The organism is Reichenbachiella sp. MSK19-1, assembly GCF_003590315.1.
GTDB classification, from domain to species: domain Bacteria; phylum Bacteroidota; class Bacteroidia; order Cytophagales; family Cyclobacteriaceae; genus Reichenbachiella; species Reichenbachiella agariperforans.
This window is the reverse complement of the sequence record NZ_MIER01000015.1, coordinates 868708-884793: the sequence shown is the minus strand read 5'-3', so window position 1 is coordinate 884793 and position 16086 is coordinate 868708. Positions and strand designations below refer to the sequence as shown.

At 44.2% G+C, this 16086-nt stretch carries 14 protein-coding genes; 7 read left to right on the top strand and 7 right to left on the bottom strand.

The genetic code is table 11. The features are described from left to right. Nucleotides 1-9: 9 nt before the first annotated feature. The 4 genes from BGP76_RS11565 (at nucleotide 10) to lysA (ending at nucleotide 4699) form a co-directional block, all read left to right on the top strand. Nucleotides 10-699 (top strand): M15 family metallopeptidase, encoded by a 690-nt coding sequence (locus BGP76_RS11565; protein WP_221409883.1) that lies wholly within the window; start codon nucleotides 10-12, stop codon nucleotides 697-699. 483 nt (nucleotides 700-1182) lie between these two features. Beyond that, on the top strand, nucleotides 1183-2442 hold the full coding sequence (locus tag BGP76_RS11560; RefSeq protein WP_119844774.1) for an FAD-binding oxidoreductase: 1260 nt from the start codon (nucleotides 1183-1185) through the stop codon (nucleotides 2440-2442). Nucleotides 2443-2457: 15 nt separating this feature from the next. Next, on the top strand, nucleotides 2458-3474 hold the full coding sequence (locus BGP76_RS11555) for a dipeptide epimerase (protein WP_073122117.1): 1017 nt from the start codon (nucleotides 2458-2460) through the stop codon (nucleotides 3472-3474). Between the two features lie 61 nt (nucleotides 3475-3535). Beyond that, the gene (gene lysA / locus BGP76_RS11550) at nucleotides 3536-4699 is read left to right on the top strand and encodes a diaminopimelate decarboxylase (protein WP_119844773.1); all 1164 of its coding nucleotides are present in this window, start codon (nucleotides 3536-3538) and stop codon (nucleotides 4697-4699) included. A 6-nt stretch (nucleotides 4700-4705) separates the two neighbouring features. On the opposite strand, the gene BGP76_RS11545 is transcribed toward lysA, so the two are convergent. From BGP76_RS11545 to BGP76_RS11535, 3 genes are all read right to left on the bottom strand, one after another. Then, entirely contained in the window at nucleotides 4706-5842 is a 1137-nt protein-coding gene (locus BGP76_RS11545) for an acyltransferase family protein (protein WP_119844772.1), read from the bottom strand. 243 nt (nucleotides 5843-6085) lie between these two features. Then, nucleotides 6086-6586 carry a hypothetical protein gene (locus tag BGP76_RS11540; RefSeq protein WP_119844771.1) on the bottom strand — a complete coding sequence of 167 codons (501 nt, stop codon included), beginning with the start codon at nucleotides 6584-6586 and terminating at the stop codon, nucleotides 6086-6088. A 7-nt stretch (nucleotides 6587-6593) separates the two neighbouring features. Next, nucleotides 6594-7523 carry a glycerophosphodiester phosphodiesterase family protein gene (locus BGP76_RS11535; RefSeq protein WP_119844770.1) on the bottom strand — a complete coding sequence of 310 codons (930 nt, stop codon included), beginning with the start codon at nucleotides 7521-7523 and terminating at the stop codon, nucleotides 6594-6596. Between the two features lie 167 nt (nucleotides 7524-7690). On the opposite strand from BGP76_RS11535, the gene BGP76_RS11530 reads away from it, so the two are divergent. Beyond that, nucleotides 7691-10480 (top strand): FlgD immunoglobulin-like domain containing protein, encoded by a 2790-nt coding sequence (locus BGP76_RS11530; RefSeq protein WP_119844769.1) that lies wholly within the window; start codon nucleotides 7691-7693, stop codon nucleotides 10478-10480. Between the two features lie 69 nt (nucleotides 10481-10549). Next, the gene (locus BGP76_RS11525) at nucleotides 10550-11443 is read left to right on the top strand and encodes a DMT family transporter (RefSeq protein ID WP_073122106.1); all 894 of its coding nucleotides are present in this window, start codon (nucleotides 10550-10552) and stop codon (nucleotides 11441-11443) included. Between the two features lie 275 nt (nucleotides 11444-11718). Here the strand turns inward: BGP76_RS11525 and BGP76_RS11520 are convergent, their stop codons facing one another. From BGP76_RS11520 to BGP76_RS11505, 4 genes are all read right to left on the bottom strand, one after another. Beyond that, nucleotides 11719-12171, bottom strand: coding sequence for a DoxX family protein (locus BGP76_RS11520; protein WP_073122104.1), 453 nt, complete (start codon nucleotides 12169-12171; stop codon nucleotides 11719-11721). Nucleotides 12172-12234: 63 nt separating this feature from the next. Next, nucleotides 12235-12801: a Crp/Fnr family transcriptional regulator gene (locus BGP76_RS11515; protein ID WP_119844985.1), complete on the bottom strand. Its 567-nt coding sequence runs from the start codon at nucleotides 12799-12801 to the stop codon at nucleotides 12235-12237. An 807-nt stretch (nucleotides 12802-13608) separates the two neighbouring features. Further along, nucleotides 13609-14346 carry a tetratricopeptide repeat protein gene (locus BGP76_RS11510; protein WP_119844768.1) on the bottom strand — a complete coding sequence of 246 codons (738 nt, stop codon included), beginning with the start codon at nucleotides 14344-14346 and terminating at the stop codon, nucleotides 13609-13611. Continuing rightward, nucleotides 14346-14942 (bottom strand): RNA polymerase sigma factor, encoded by a 597-nt coding sequence (locus tag BGP76_RS11505; RefSeq protein ID WP_252737193.1) that lies wholly within the window; start codon nucleotides 14940-14942, stop codon nucleotides 14346-14348. The genes BGP76_RS11510 and BGP76_RS11505 overlap by 1 nt, the downstream gene beginning before the upstream one ends. A 108-nt stretch (nucleotides 14943-15050) precedes the next feature. On the opposite strand from BGP76_RS11505, the gene BGP76_RS11500 reads away from it, so the two are divergent. Next, a complete protein-coding gene (locus BGP76_RS11500; protein WP_073122097.1) occupies nucleotides 15051-16079 on the top strand; it encodes a hypothetical protein in 1029 nt (342 codons plus the stop codon). Nucleotides 16080-16086 lie beyond the last annotated feature (7 nt).

The window sequence follows — 16086 nt, the reverse complement described above, 5'->3', positions numbered from 1 at the left end:
TTTTAGCATATGTGTAGGATAGACATAGCAAAAGGGTTTTGGGTGATGGTCATGTCATTGATCTTAAGCTTGTCTATGTCGGTATCTGCACAATTACCCAATGGCTTTGTGTATGTACAGACACTCGATTCTACTATTGTGCTTGACTTGCGGTATTATTCTACCAATAACTTCGTAGGAGATACCATCGATGGGTACGAGGCTCCAGTATTGATTCTGTCTCAGAAGGCAGGAGAGGTACTTGCACAGGTGCAGCAGGATTTGAATGGGCGTGGTTATGGCCTAATCGTATATGACGGCTATCGACCACAGCGTGCGGTTAATCATTTTTCTAGGTGGGCATCCGATCTTAGTGATCGTAGAATGAAATCTGTGTTTTATCCTCATGTTCAAAAGAGTCGGTTGTTTCAGTTGGGATATATAGCCCATAGATCGGGACATTCTAGGGGTAGCAGCGTGGACTTGTCTTTGATCGATCTGCACACGAAGCGACCGTTGGATATGGGTAGCCCCTTTGACATGTTTGATGTTCGGTCTCATCATGAGGCGATGGTTTCCAAAACACAACTAGCCAATAGAGAATTACTGAAAGCTACGATGCGGGAATATGGATTTAGGCATTATCGTAAGGAGTGGTGGCATTATACATTAAACCAAGAGCCTTTTCCTAATCAGTATTTTGATTTTCCTGTTCGTTGATTTTTTGATCCATGCCATCCTAGTGTTGCTTATTTTTTTCATGTACTAATGATGTACTTGAATGTTTGATTTTGTGAATGCCACAAGTATTCATTGATCCTGAATTATGCAATCAGTGAATTATGTATTGAAAAATTAGAGAGTTAAATGTAAGGTGGTCTATGAGGTAAACAGCGTTTTATTAAGCATAAGATTTTAACCGATAATAGGGTTAAACTATAACTGAGAGTCAGTTCTCAAAAAGCACAAACCCTATTAGCTGTTTTTCTTTTTCTATTAACGTTAATGGTGTTATTGCATCACTCGGGTTTATGCTCTTTTTTGACGCTGATTGACAGGTGTCTTCGGTGAGTTCTTTATGTGTGTCTGTGATATGACGTGTGTAATTAATTGTCTTTCAGTTGATATGGGTTGTGATGGGGAAATTGTGTGACTCCTTTTTGTAAAGATTGACTCACTTAAAATTGTTATAGATAATAGTATATGAAGAAAAACATAGATACGATAATCATAGGAGGAGGGATTGTAGGACTCTCTTGTGCATATTATTTACAAAAGGAAGGAGTAGAAGTCGCAATCATAGAAAAGGGTGCGCCCAAGGATGCCTGTTCTCATGCCAATTGTGGTTTAGTCAGTCCTAGCCACGCGCTTCCTCTCAATAGTCCGGAACTGATGATGAAAGCTATGAAATGGCTTTTTCAGAGTGATTCTCCATTTTATATCCGTCCTCAGTTAGATGCCAATTTTATCTCATGGATGTTGGGGTTTGGTCTCAATGCTCGTGCTGATAAGGTACAAAAAGCCATGGAGGGGAGAAATAACTTGATGCTAAGTTCAAAGGCATTGTTTAAGGATATCATTAAGGAGGAGAACATTGATTGTAATTGGTCCGATGAGGGGATTATGTTTGCTTTTGAGTCGGAAAAAGCATTTGATAAGCATGCTGCGATCAATCGTCGATTGACGGACTTGGATATGCAGCTGATGGCAGATCCTATGGTGGGTGATGCATTATATCAAAAAGAGCCAGCATTGAGTGAAAACGTACATGGAGGATGGTGGTATCGGTTCGATGCATCCATTAAACCTGATCTGATGGTAGCAGGACTCAAGAAAACGCTCAAACAAAAAGGGGTTCAGTTTTTTGAAGAAACGGAAGTAGTGGGGTTTGAAAGTGCTAATTATCAGATAACAGGAATTAATACCAACCGTGGGGATTTCAAAGCTAAAAATATAGTGCTAGCGACAGGAGCGTGGTCTCCCAAAGTAGTTGATGATCTAGATTTGAAAATTCCCATTGTCCCAGGAAAAGGATATAGTATTACAATGAAGTCCCCTGGTTTTAGCCCCAAAATGCCCTGTATCATGGAGGAGAAAAAGGTGATTGCTACACCATGGAATGGGAGCTATCGCCTAGGAGGTACCATGGAGTTTGCGGGATACAATACTGAGCTGAATAAGGTTCGGTTCAATGCACTTAAAAAGGCAGCGAATATCTATTTGAGAGATCCATACACAGATGATGTATTGGAACACTGGTATGGCTGGAGACCGATGACCAACAATGGCTTACCTATCATAGATCACGCCCCGAAGTATAGAAATATGCTTATGGCCTGCGGTCATAATATGCTCGGGCTCAGTATGGGGCCTGCTACGGGTAAGCTCGTTTCTGAGATTTTGACAGCTAAAGAGACACACATCGATCCTAGCTATTATGCGCTGAGAGGCAATTTTAACTAAACCAACACAAAGTAAATGAAGCTAATATTACACGAGTATGATTTGAAGCTGAAACACAGGTTTAGCATTGCACACGATTCTAGAGATATTCAGAAATCCTTGATTTTGGAGTTACGAGATGGGCAGTTTTCAGGTTTTGGAGAGGCGACAGCTAGCAAATATTATGGCTATAGCATAGAAGAGATGAGAGCCATACTGGAAGTCAATCGTGAGCAGATCGAGTCTTATCAGTATCAAAGCCCTGAGGAGTTTTGGGTAGATATGTCTACTGAGATGTCTGTTAATTCTTTTGCTCAGTCTGCTTTAGACGTAGCTGTCAATGATCTCTATGCCAAATCAAAAGGAGTCTCGCTGAGCAAACTATGGGGGGAGGAAAGCTCACATAACCTGGTGTCTAACTATACGATTGGGATAGATACAATAGAGAAAATGGCTCAGAAATTGGAGGAGTTCCCATGGCCTAGTTATAAAATAAAACTAGGTACCAAAGAAGATATCGCGATCATCAAAGAGCTCCGAAAGCTCACAGATGCGAAGTTTCGGGTGGACGCCAACTGTGGGTGGGGAGTAGAAGAGACGCTCATTAATGCCCGCGAGATGATAGGGCTAGGTGTAGAGTTTATAGAACAGCCTTTGGTAGCTGACGATTGGCTCGGGATGAAGACTTTGTATGAAAAAAGCCCTTTGCCCATCATCGCTGATGAGAGTATTGTAGGCGAAGGTGATATCGAGCGGTGTTATGGTTTCTTTCACGGCGTGAATATCAAACTCATGAAGTGTGGGGGATTGACACCAGCCAGAAGAATGATTAGTAAAGCAAAATCCTATGGAATGAAAGTGATGGTGGGATGCATGACAGAGTCATCAGTAGGTATCTCGGCTATTGCTCAGCTATTGCCGTTGCTAGACTATGTGGATATGGATGGTTTTTTGCTGCTAGAGAGTGAGATCGCTGATGGTGTACGTTTGGCTAACAATACCATCGTGGTGCCAGATTCGGCAGGCATAGGAGTCTCTTCTTTGATTAGTTGAGATTGCCAAGAGGACTTAATGGTCTTGAAACCTTATTTAGAATAAAGATTGAAACCCCAAAATGCAAAAGATACAAACACCTTTTTATTACTACGATTTAGACTTGTTGGATCAGACGCTATCCAAAATGGTGCGTGCCAGAGGGGATAGTTCTTTTCATGTACACTATGCTTTAAAGGCGAATGCCGAGGCTAAAATCTTAGCAAAAATGAAAGCTACCGGACTCGGAGTAGACTGTGTCAGTGGGGGTGAAGTTAGGTATGCGTTAGAACAGGGGTTTGGTGCGGACCAAATTGTCTACGCAGGAGTGGGTAAGACGGATTGGGAATTGGAACTAGCCATATCTAGTGAAGTACATGGGATTAACTGTGAGTCGATAGAAGAGCTGGTAGTGATCGCCGAGGTGGCTAATAAATTGCAAAAATCAGCGAATGTTTACTTGAGACTCAATCCAAATATAGATGCGAAGACTCATCCAAATATCACAACGGGAACTTTACGTAATAAATTTGGTATTCCCGCAAATGAGCTGTGGCTAGCGCTGGAAGAACTAGCGAAATACCCTTGTTTGGTTTTTGCAGGGCTACATTTTCATATAGGCTCTCAGATCGAAGACTTATCTCCTTTTGTAAGATTATGCACAGAAGTTAATGTCTTGCAGAAGGCACTTCGTGACAAAGGATATAATCCAGCCAATGTCAATGTTGGTGGGGGATTGGGTATTGATTACAAAAAACCTGATGCGAACCCAATAGCGGATTTTGATACTTATTTTGAAAACTATAGACAGCACCTTAATATTTATGATAACCAGCAAGTTCATTTTGAACTGGGTAGGTCGCTTGTCGGGCAGGTAGGGTATTTGTTTTCGGAGGTGCTTTACATCAAGAAGACTAAAGAATTGGATTTTGCAATCATAGATGCGGGAATGTCAGAGTTGATGAGGCCTGCCTTGTATGGTGCCAGGCACGTGATTCAGAATGTGAGTTCTGTACTTCCAGATCATGAGTATGAAGTCGTAGGGCCCATTTGTGAAAGCACAGACACTTTTGGGAAACATGTTTTGCCTACAACACAAAGAGGTGATTTGTTGCAGATACGTTCGGTAGGAGCCTATGGCAGTGTCCTATCGACCCAGTATAACATGAGAGGTGAAAACCAACCCATGTTCTCTGACGAAGAAAATGCACAGCAGTTTTTTTCGGCGCTACACGCTGAGGTGTAGGACGGGTTAAACCTTGATAAAAATTTTCTTTCGGTACAGTACATAGCCAAACGCCCAGCAGATACTGACCACTGTCATGGCAAAACAGAGGGATGCGAGTTTGGCTTGATTAGGAAGCACTCCCATATAGATGGTTTCATAGCACCAGCGGTAGAACCTCACCGTTTCGCCCTCAGCGTCTTTCCATTTGATGATGTAGACCATTACCTTGGATAGTACTCCAGAAAAAACAAAAATTATCATAGGGTTCATCCCGAAAACGATGAAGGGCTTGGTCCACCTGTTGTAACCTCTAATGTCAATGATCTCTATTAATAGTGCCAGTGTAATGCACGCTATACCGCCAGCAAACAAAACATAGCTGCTAGACCAAATAGGTTTATTGATGGGGAATACTGTATCCCATACCAGTGCAAGAAGTACAGTGCTCGTTCCTATTAAGAGTAGATTTTTGACTAATAAATTCTTGTCATTGAAGGACTGTACAGTGTAGCCTGCTAGATAGCCAAACATCGCAGTGACAATGGCAGGTAGGGTACTCAATAGCCCTTCAGGATCGAATGGGATTCCGAACCCTTTGTAGATGTGGTTTTCTCCAAGTATGGCTAAATCCACTGCGGTAGTGATGTTTCCTTCTAGAGAGAAAGGTTCAGCCCCCCCCAACCAATACAGCAGTCCCCAGTAGGTCAGTAGTATTCCTGTACCGATTTTCCAAATCGACTGGATGGATACTGAGATGCAGATCAAGGAAGCAGCTCCATATACTAGTGCAATTCGCTGTAATACCCCCATGATTCGCAGCGTGTCTAATGAGCGATTGAAAAAAGGGAAATAGTTGAGTAAAAGCCCAATCATGAATATAGTAATCGTTCGCTTGATGATTTTCTTCGTCAGTTCAGAGGTCAGGCCTTGATCAAACTTCGAGAAGGAAAAAAACATAGACACACCGACAATGAAAATAAAGAATGGAAAAACCATATCTGTAGGAGTCGCCCCATGCCAAGATGCGTGGAGCAGTGGCGGAAAAACATGTGACCAAGATCCAGGTGTGTTGACCAATATCATAAAAGCGATGGTCATACCTCTAAATACATCTAACGCAAGTAAACGTTGGGGTTTTTGGGGAGCTATGTTTTGTGTCATGCGATTTATACTAGTTAATGCTTTATGTGCAATATGCATGTAAAAGTGCATAAAAAACGCAATTAATTGAGTGTATCTAAGTGTAAAATCATATTTATTGAGGGTTTTAACTTGTTTCGAGTGGATTACATTGTTTCTGTGAAGGGATTGAGCGGTTGCAAGTACAGTCAGTGGCCAGTGTTGTTTGACCGAACGTTGTTCTGTCAAAAGATTCATGTTTCGTGAAAAAGAGAGAAGTTCGACTTAGACGATTTCTTCTTTGTTTACAATGATCTTTTCTTCCTCTGGATTGAGTTTCAGTTCCTCGATAATGAGGTTAAGAGTCGGACGGCTCAGGGATAGTAGGATCATGGAACCAACATAGGTCATGATAAACAAACCACTTCCCGTGATATACAGCATGATCGTAGAGCCCATGTTGATACCTGCGAATATCCAAAACCGCTTGTATAGTGTAGCGTAGTAGGCTGATAGTTTAGCTCTTAGCGTTGATTGCTCTTTGGCGATTTCTTTTTCTTTTTGATGTACTTGATGTGTACGCCAAGTCAAGTAGGCTAGAGTCGCTATTGCAGGAAGCGAAACAGCCCAAAGCTGCCATGAACCTAGAGACATCACGCCAAGATTGCCACTGTGCTTTTCTAGGACTAAATACCCAAAGGGGAGCAGCGTGATCGCTACTGTGAGATTAAATACTGTATATATTTTATTGTAGTATTCTTCTCCGTTTTTGAATCGAAGTGCCAAATCTGATTTAATCTTTAGAGGCTCGGATTTGATCCAGCTGTTCGAGTTCTTCTCTGATCTCTACCATACGGTCTGGGTAGTCAGTGATGATTCCGTCTACTCCCATATTGAGCATTTTGATCATGTTCTCACGCTCATTGACGACATAGGTAAATACTTTGTATCCACGGGCCTTGAAGCGAAAGAGTCTGCGCTGTGAGAGCGTCGTGAAATGTGGGTTGAGTGTATTATAGAATTCGTGTTTGTTACGGTGATCGGTAAATGATTTAGCATTGATATAAAATGCTAGAATGTGAGTTTCCTCTTCACCCATCATGATTTTTTTGAGCTGTACCGTAGAGTCTGCCTCGTAGGCTTCTTCGAGATACGCTTCGTCGTAGGCTTGTACGATCGCCCATTCTTTTGCCTCGTACTCGTCAATGATCTCAATGACTCGTGCTGCAAAGCCATCGTAAAACTCGTGTCCTTTGGATTTGATATCAATGACGCATTCCATTTTGCCATGGATGAGTTCTAGTGTCTCTTGTAGGGTAGGGATTTTTTCCCCTTTGTACTGTTCATGATCTCCGAACCATGAGCCTGCATCTAGTTGTTTGACTTCAGCAAGAGTCATTTTGTGGATTTTTCCTGTGCCATTGGTGGTACGGTCCACATCTTCATCATGGAATACGACCACTTCGCCATCTAGCGTATAGTGTACGTCGATCTCTACCATGTCTGCTCCCATATCCATGGCCTTTTGAAATGCCGCTAGCGTATTCTCTGGAGCTACACCAGAGGCACCTTTGTGTCCTACGATCTTGAAGTTCCTTTTTTTGATATCTTCTATATCATCACTTACCACATAGCGTTGATAGAACCATGGTTCATAGAGCCACATCATGGCAAGAAATAACATCATTGGGAGTGCGTACCAGATAAAGTTGCGACTATTCATACGTTGCTTTCAGAAAGTTGAACTATTTGGGCTTAAAAATACTACAAGTATACTAACTTAAAAAATGCGCGAAGGTATAGGATGGGCATTTGAAATGGTAGTCTTTTATTAATTTGCCTGCTAGCTTTTTATCCCTTTTGAATAGGGGAGTATCAGAACGAATTTTCATGCAGTATAAACGATTGATTAATTGTCAGATAGCGATAACCGTGACGCTGATCATAGCCTTCGCATCAGGATGTCAACAGGAGAGAGTAGAGAGGAAAGAAATAATCATAGATGCCCCCAGTGCGATTGGAACGGAAGAGGATCCTCATGCTCGCGCGGCGTTTGAGCGGATGCAGCTCGTAGACCCTGCGACACATGAAATCCCTGAGCTGATCAATCAGCATCAGGTTAACTATGCGAGGCAAGTATTGGCGGGTCAAAACCACAAAGCCCGAGTGACCGCCTCTGAATGGAGGCCTCTCGGCCCGGTCAATGTCGGTGGACGAACCAGAGCCTTAGCGATAGATGTGACGGACGAAAATATCTGGCTCGCAGGTGCTGTATCAGGCGGGATGTACCGTTCGACGGATCAGGGGATCAACTGGGAGCGAACGACTCATCCAGCCATGCTCAACAGTGTGACGTGTATCGCTCAGGATACCCGTCCGGGTTTTGAGCATATATGGTACTACGGCACAGGTGAGCTACGTGGTAGTTCGTCCCGTGCATCAGGAGCGCCCTATCGTGGAGATGGCATCTACCGATCGGTAGATGGAGGTGAGACTTGGGATGTGCTCGTGAGCACGAGTATGAATCGACCTGCGGATTTCGAGAGCCCGTTCAACTATGTCTGGGATATTGTAGTGGATCAGTCCGGTAGCGTGTATGCGGCATTGTATGGCTGTGTCGTCAAGTCCGACGATGGAGGGCAAACTTGGGATGTGGTGTTAGGGCCTGATCTTTTGCATCCCGAGCTCTTCGTACCACCGATAGAGGATCTTAATGAGTCTGGCGCGCCATTCTATACCAGTGTGCTCCTCACAGATGCAGGACAGCTGTATGCGAGCATGAGTTCTTTTACAGCGCTGGGGTATCGGTCGCAGTACGCAGGTGTCTACCGTAGAAATGCCGTAGACGTGTGGGAGGAAATCACGCCATTTGGCTTCCCGATAGAGCATGACCGTACGGTGATGACTTATAGCCCTAGTCAGGAAAATTGGCTTTATGTACTGACCGAATCTGCTAGTTTGAATTTCTGGAGGTTTGATGGGACGAACTGGCAGAATCGGTCACAATATTTGCCAGCAGTCCAAGACACCTTACCTGCTATCGATACCCAAGACTCCTACAATGTCCTAGCGAGAGCGCACCCCTTAGACCCTAACATCGTGTTTTTGGGAGGGACTAATCTTTACCGCTCTACCAACGGGTTTAGTTCGTCGGATCAGACGACATGGATAGGGGGCTATGACCCAGATGGGACGACTGCTGCCAAATACCCAGGGCATCACCCTGATCAGCATGAGTTGTTGTTTATGCCTTCTGACCCGAATCAGGTTCTCTCTGCCAATGATGGTGGTGTGCGCTATACGTCCCAAATCTTAGCGCCTAAGGTGACCTGGCAGGCTCGCAATAAGGGCTATGTTTCCTCACAGTTTTATACCATAGCACTATCCAAAGACGAAGAGAGCAACAAGGCGATTGGCGGTATGCAGGACAATGGTACCTATATGAAGGTTTTTGCGAGTGAAAACTCATCTTGGAAGGAAATATTAGGAGGAGATGGCTCTTATGCGGCCACTACACCAGAAGAAAAGTTCTGGTACGTCTCCTTCCAAAGTGGTCAAACCTATAGACTGACACTCAACAAAGAGAATGAGTTGACTTCTTTTGCGGAGGTAGACCCAGTGGGGGGAGAGGGCTATCTTTTTATCAATCCATACATACTAGACCCCAACAATTATAACCGCATGTATATGGCGGCTGGTAGAGTCGTCTGGCGCAACGATAACCTCCAACAAATCCCTAGTGGTAAGCAGAACCCTACATCAGTCAACTGGTCTCAGATCGCAAGTACCGAGGGGTCGAGTTCTGCCGTTTCGTCACTCGATATATCTACGCATCCTGCGCATGTACTTTATCACGGTACGTCTTATGGAGCAGTTTTCAAGACCATATATGCCAATACCGATACCGCACAAACAGACTTTGTGTACCAACATGTGATTCAAGATGATGCTGGTAGAGAGTCTAGTGGATATATATCGAGCATAGCGATAGATCCGACAGATGCTCAGCGTACGATGTTTACCTACTCCAATTATCATTTTCCGAGTGTGTTTTTTACCCCGGATGGGGGACAGACCGTAGTGGATGTCAGTGGAAACATGGAGGAGAACCCAGATGGCAGTGGAGGTGGATCGAGTGTGCGCTGGTGCGAGATTGTTCCGTTACAAAACGGCAGTTACTTGTATTTCTTGGGTACAAGTACAGGTCTGTACAGTACTACAGCCCTAGATGGCGCGCAGACAGTGTGGGTCAAAGAGGCTGACGAATCTATTGGGAACTCGGTTGTTAGTATGCTGGATTACCGTTCGTCAGATGGCAAACTCATCGCAGCGACGCATGGCAATGGCACCTTTGAGACCAATATAGAGGGGACACTGGAGATTACCCCAGAACCAGTGGAAGGTAGTATAGAGGTTCTGACTGCCTACCCGAATCCTTTTGAGGATCAAGTGACCGTGTTGTTTAGTATCCCTGAGTCAGGAAGGGCAGTGGTACAAGTACTCAATAGTGCAGGACAGTTGATCAAAACCATCCTCAATGCAGAGCAGTTTGCTGGGGAAGTGTCGGTCACATGGGATGGAACCAATGCTACTGGCACACCGGTCGATCCAGGGATGTACTTCTACCGTGTCTATTATGATGGTGCCTTGAAATCTGGAAAATTACTTTATAGGAATTAATACCACTATGCAAGAAACTTTTTGGGTCTACTGCGTAAGAGTATTTTTCATTAACCCAAAACTGAAACCATGCCCAATAGAAATTTTCTTCTCTATGCTGTTCCAGCGTTGATCTGGGGATCGACGTGGTTTGTCATCACCTTTCAGCTCGGTGTAGTGGATCCCTTGATATCGGTCGTCTATCGCTATGTGCTGGCAGGAGTGATAATGATGCTCTATTGCTGGATTCAGAAACTGCCCATGCGGTTTTCGGGACGGCAACATTTTTTTATGGCACTACAGGGCGCTTTTCTTTTTGGGATCAACTACTGGATGGCCTATAAGGCCGAAGAGTATATCCCTAGCGGGCTGATGGCGGTGGCGTTTTCTACCATTGTATTTGCCAATTCTATCCTCGGTTATCTACTCATGGGCAAGCCGATCAACCGTGGTGTCATCATCGGTGCGTTATTTGGGTTGACAGGTACCTTGCTCATCTTTAGCCGTGAGTTTTTCTCAATGGCATTTTCTGATCAGATACTTTGGGGTGCTGGGATTGCGATGGGCTCAGTACTGTTGGCATCTCTGGGCAATCTCGCCTCTGCCAGAAATACCGCCGCAGGCGTACCCGTGATTCAGGCCAATGCCTACAGTATGGTATATGGTGCCGGGATGATGGCGCTACTCGGTCTAGCGCTGGGCAAAGAATTCGTCTTTGTCTGGACGACTCAGTATGTGTTGTCTCTGCTTTATTTGTCCATATTTGGTTCCATCATCGCCTTTGGTTTTTATCTGACCCTAGTCGGGAAGATCGGAGCAGACAAGGCTGCCTATGCTTTGGTGGTGATCCCGATCATTTCTATCGTACTGTCCACGCTTTTCGAAGGGTATCAGTTCACCGCATATTCCTTTGGAGGTATTGCCTTGATTATACTAGGCAACCTGTTCGCACTGCGCAAAAAGAAGGTGGTGAAAGTGGCTTGATTGGTTTTGTAACGTATCTGCTCTATCTAGTGTCACGCCATTGCAACCTATTTTCTTGACATACCATTACACCCTATATACACTCTAGCATCTACTAAACAATCAATAGCAGTTGTTTTTCATAGAATGACCAGCCGTTGCAAAACGAGGGATTGGGAGGGGTGTTGTGACTAGTCATGAGGAGAAGAAAGAGTGATGCTTCAATAGCATCATGCGTTTAGCCTTTTTGGCGTAATGCGTGTTACCTTCTGGTCTTAGATTAAGAGATAGCGATGCTAAGCTCGTATGTTGCTAAAATATGCCCATAAAATGAATAGGATCTGCAGAGGGATTCTAAACCATAAATAGAGGAGACCATACCCATCGAATGTTCCTTTCTGGTAGTTCACGTGATGAATGGATGCATATATATTGGCAGGAAGCATGAGTAGTAGAAAAACAATTAGTACCCATCCTGTGATCGTTTTTAGCTGAGGGATAAGTAAGCCGATGGCGAGTAGGATCTCAAAAACACCAGTGAAGTAAACTATGCTTTCGCTAAAGGGAATAAATGGTGGGATCATCATAGACATGCCCTTGGTAAATGCAAAATGTCCTATCGCAGTAAAAGCTAGCATGATCGACATAGCTATTCTAGCAGATAGGCCAAAATCATAGTCTTTTTGGGTGATTCTAATTGCTACAATAGAAATGGCAAAGCTGAGTATAAGTACAATGAGTGGTTTCATGTTTGTCTGAGTAATTGAAATGCAAAGTTCAGAAAGCATGCGCGCAGAAACAATGAACCCAGGTTAAGTAATGCGCTTTCTGATTCTGCTCAATGCCTGTGGTGTCACGCCGATATACGAGGCGATGTATTTTAGTGGGATTTGCTGCAGTAGCTTTGGTCTGTCGGAAAATAGGTCTAGGTACCGTTCTTCTGCCGTTTTGCTCAATAGAGCAAGTTCTCTTTTGGACTTGATCAAAAACATCTTTTCAGCCATTTTGCGTCCAATGATGTTGCCACTGTGGGTTTGCTCGTACACTTCGTGTAAGTCTCGATGCGATATTCTCCACAAGGTGGTTTCTGTCAACGTCTCTATTTGGTATTCGGAGGGCATTTGTGTCAAAAAGGAATCGTAGGCAGTCACAAATTCATTTTCGAATAAAAAGCCAAAGGTTAAATCTTGTTCTTCTCTGGGGATGTAGAGTCTGACTATTCCTTTGGTAATAAAGGATAGTGCATTTTCTGTTTCTCCCATCTCCAAAAGGTGTGTGTGTTTGTGAAGGGTTATAGTTTTTAGTTTGGAAGAGAAAAACTGCCAATCACTATCATTCATAGGCGTAATGCGCTCAATAAACTGTCTAATCTGGTTCATCTGTAGCTTTTTTGTAACAATTTGATCTTTTCTTTTGGTCGAATTTATGGATGCGATTTGATCTTCTACCCAAATCGTCCTCGTTTGTAACGAGGATGGTATGGTTTGAGCATTTGCAATGCGATCAGAGCAGAACATGTAGTATAAAACAACAGGGCGACTGAAAACCAATCCTATAAAAACAATGTCTCCGACACGGATCAGCTACTCGATCACCTCTATTGACAGCAAACCTTTCCGAGCTGCATATTCTCTTGCACTATCATACAGATATGCTGCTGGTTCATCAACTATCCGTGAATTTATAAGTAGACCTCAGCATGAAGGTAGAAAAATCCTGCTAGACAAACCGTGTCGGAGACACTATTGATTATGTAAAGGTTGATTGAAGACAATGTGCGATTGATGCATTTCAGACAAGGTTTTAATAAAGTTAAATAGTACGAATCCTAAGACTGAGAAGACTTCAAGCGGCGATCTGGCCTTGCGCAAGGTCGACTCTCTCCTTGCGCAAGGGGGAGCCTGTGCTTGGGCAAGCGCAACGGTCTGCTTGCCCAAGGTGGACCTTCTGCTTGCGCAAGCAGAAACCCGAACCTTTATTACTTTCCTCAAAGCGATCTGAAAGCCTTTGACCCACTACCTGTACTTTGATCTTAAAGACCCGCTCGGTCGCATTTCCGATCGATCTGAATATTTGTAATACGAGAAGTGGGTATAACGGTACCAGAGGCTATGCAGGCTTGATGACCTTATGGATTCTAACAAAGCCCATAGGATGCCTGTCACTCGTTTCTACCCTCGCTCGTCTCACATAGCCTCTAAGAGATCTTGCGCTTGTTGATAGTCTTGCGCTTCTACTGGTATCTGCTCTAGCAATTGTTTGCATTCATCCATTTTATTTTGCTTGAGATAGCAAAGTGCACGAAACCAAGTTGCTCGGTGTTTGTACACAGATGTGCCATTTTGCAGTTCGGTCAGTAGCGTATTTGCGAGCTGATAGTCTCCTGTTTCTATATAGCTGAGCGCTAGATAGAACAAGGCCTTGACACTGTCATTCTTATCGCTGATCTGTTTGAGGTAGTTGGCCGACGCAGTGTAGTCGCCCGCATTAAAAGCCGTTTCTGCCTTCTTTCTCAAGGCAGCATCTGGATCATCACTTCTTAGCGAGAGGCTCAAGGCGTCATACTGTGCATAGTCACTGTACTGCGGACTACCCATGTTGAATACATACACTACAGCTACCAGCAAAGCCACTACTGCTGCGACTGCCAAGTACCATGGTCTTTTGGGTTTTAGTACAGGTGTGTCTCCTGCTTTCGCAAAATAGGCTTGGGATGCGAGTTGCAGGCTGTTCTTGAGCTCTGATTCGTGAGCTTCTCGCTGGATGCTTGATTTGAGGCTTTTCCAAGTCTCCTCATACACTTGGTATTGTTCGGCTAGCTCAGGCTCAGTGTTTAGACGCTCTTCAAACGCCTTGCGTTCTGAGGCTTCCATATCCCCCTGTATATAGGACTCTATCAGTATATAATTTTCTTCCTGGCTCATTATGTGTTCAAGTTTTTATATTCATCAGAGGTGCGTACCATTTCGGTAAGACTCCCCATACAGGTAGATTTTTTCTTGCGGGCATAGGCGTAGCTTACGCCGAGTTTTTCTGCTACCTCTTTCATCGAGTCTAGTTTCAGTGAGAGACGAAGCAATTCTTTGCACTTATCACCCAGTGCTTCAAATTTTTTCTCAAACAGTGTACATTTTGCTTCATGTACTTCGCTGAGTGAGACGAGCTCGTCTTGCCCTTCGTTTATAGATAGCGTTTCGTCCTCGATTGTTACCTCTGTTTTTCGACTTTTTAGTTGATTCCACCAGCGTCGTTTGCATAGCAATAGAAAATAGGCCTCAAACGGACAGGTCAGTAGTAGCCCCTTGTCCTGTGCCTGACGGTAGATCACGATCAGTGTGTCCTGTATCAGATCACTGGCAGACGATTCATCTCCCTGATTGCTTTTCACGAAGGCTACCACCTTAGGGGCAAACTTTTCATATATCTCCTGCACCAGATATCGATCATTCTCTAGCAGTCCCTGAATGTAGCGTTGGTCACTATGTTGGTCTTCTGTCATGTTGGTCGTTCTATTTATCAATAGAGGCGGTTTTTATTCTGAAAAGGCAAATTATGAAAAAAAAATTGAGAGAGGGGGTAACAAACTGGGGAAGTATTGATCTAGGAGTGTAAACCAAAAACGAACATTATGAAAACGAACAAATTTATTTCATTCTTGAAAAAGCCAGTAGTAGTACTAGGTATTGCAGCAACGGCTATGTTAGGTGCCTGTGAGAATAAAGGCGAAGATATCTTGGATCCAATATTGCCTGAGCCAGATGGCCAAGCACTCAATGAGAGTTTCACTGAGCAGCTGAATGAACGCAAAGAGACGTTTGCGTTCGATGTAGCAGAAGGAGGCTCATGGAGCAGCAAAAGCGGAACAAGTACACTGTCCATCCCTGCGGAGGGGTTAGTGGATGCGAATGGTGAGCCTGTGACAGGTTCTGTGGATGTGACTTTTATAGAAATATTCGGACGCGCAGATATGCTGCTGGGCAATAAGCCCACCATGGGCCAAATGGGAGATGGTACCCGAGCTACGCTCATCTCAGGTGGAGAATTCTATATCGAAGTGAAGCAAGATGGCGAAGCGGTATTCATGAAAGAAAACATGGGCTATCAGCTACAGGTGAAAACCGACTCACTAGACATGGACATGCGCATATTTGGCAATGCCAATGAAGACTGTGAGACGGCGGACTGTGATGTAGTCTGGGAAGAAGAGAAAAACCGAGGATTGGAAGCAGTCGGTCAGGGTGCAGATGGCACGGGCGGTGGACAACATGCCGGGACTTATTATGCCTTCCTCAACGATTTCGGGTGGACCAACTTGGACAAATGGTATAGTTCTGACCTACCTAAGACGACTGTGTTCGTAGATGTGCCAGAGGGCTATGATGATACCAACTGTGCAGTGTACTTGAGTTATGACGGGGAACCTGCTGCATTGGCGCGTTTCGACACGTACTTCCCAGAGGACGAATTGTTCTCAGAACACTACGGGATGATGCCGATAGGGATCGATGTACACTTCATCGTAGTGTCCATCGTGGATGACGAGTACCACTATGCGATTCAATCCGCCACTACAACCGAAGATCATGTCGAAGTAGTGGATGCGCTGATGCCTACTACCGAAAGTGAACTCACACAATTGATCAATGATCTACCCTAAGTAGATC

Bases quoted from the DNA above. Each gene is read 5' to 3' on its own strand.
- BGP76_RS11565 (WP_221409883.1), top strand. From the start codon at position 10: ATGTGTAGGATAGACATAGCAAAAGGGTTTTGGGTGATGGTCATGTCA.
- BGP76_RS11560 (WP_119844774.1), top strand. From the start codon at position 1,183: ATGAAGAAAAACATAGATACGATAATCATAGGAGGAGGGATTGTAGGA.
- BGP76_RS11555 (WP_073122117.1), top strand. From the start codon at position 2,458: ATGAAGCTAATATTACACGAGTATGATTTGAAGCTGAAACACAGGTTT.
- lysA (WP_119844773.1), top strand. From the start codon at position 3,536: ATGCAAAAGATACAAACACCTTTTTATTACTACGATTTAGACTTGTTG.
- BGP76_RS11545 (WP_119844772.1), bottom strand. From the start codon at position 5,842: ATGACACAAAACATAGCTCCCCAAAAACCCCAACGTTTACTTGCGTTA.
- BGP76_RS11535 (WP_119844770.1), bottom strand. From the start codon at position 7,523: ATGAATAGTCGCAACTTTATCTGGTACGCACTCCCAATGATGTTATTT.
- BGP76_RS11530 (WP_119844769.1), top strand. From the start codon at position 7,691: ATGCAGTATAAACGATTGATTAATTGTCAGATAGCGATAACCGTGACG.
- BGP76_RS11525 (WP_073122106.1), top strand. From the start codon at position 10,550: ATGCCCAATAGAAATTTTCTTCTCTATGCTGTTCCAGCGTTGATCTGG.
- BGP76_RS11520 (WP_073122104.1), bottom strand. From the start codon at position 12,171: ATGAAACCACTCATTGTACTTATACTCAGCTTTGCCATTTCTATTGTA.
- BGP76_RS11515 (WP_119844985.1), bottom strand. From the start codon at position 12,801: ATGAACCAGATTAGACAGTTTATTGAGCGCATTACGCCTATGAATGAT.
- BGP76_RS11510 (WP_119844768.1), bottom strand. From the start codon at position 14,346: ATGAGCCAGGAAGAAAATTATATACTGATAGAGTCCTATATACAGGGG.
- BGP76_RS11500 (WP_073122097.1), top strand. From the start codon at position 15,051: ATGAAAACGAACAAATTTATTTCATTCTTGAAAAAGCCAGTAGTAGTA.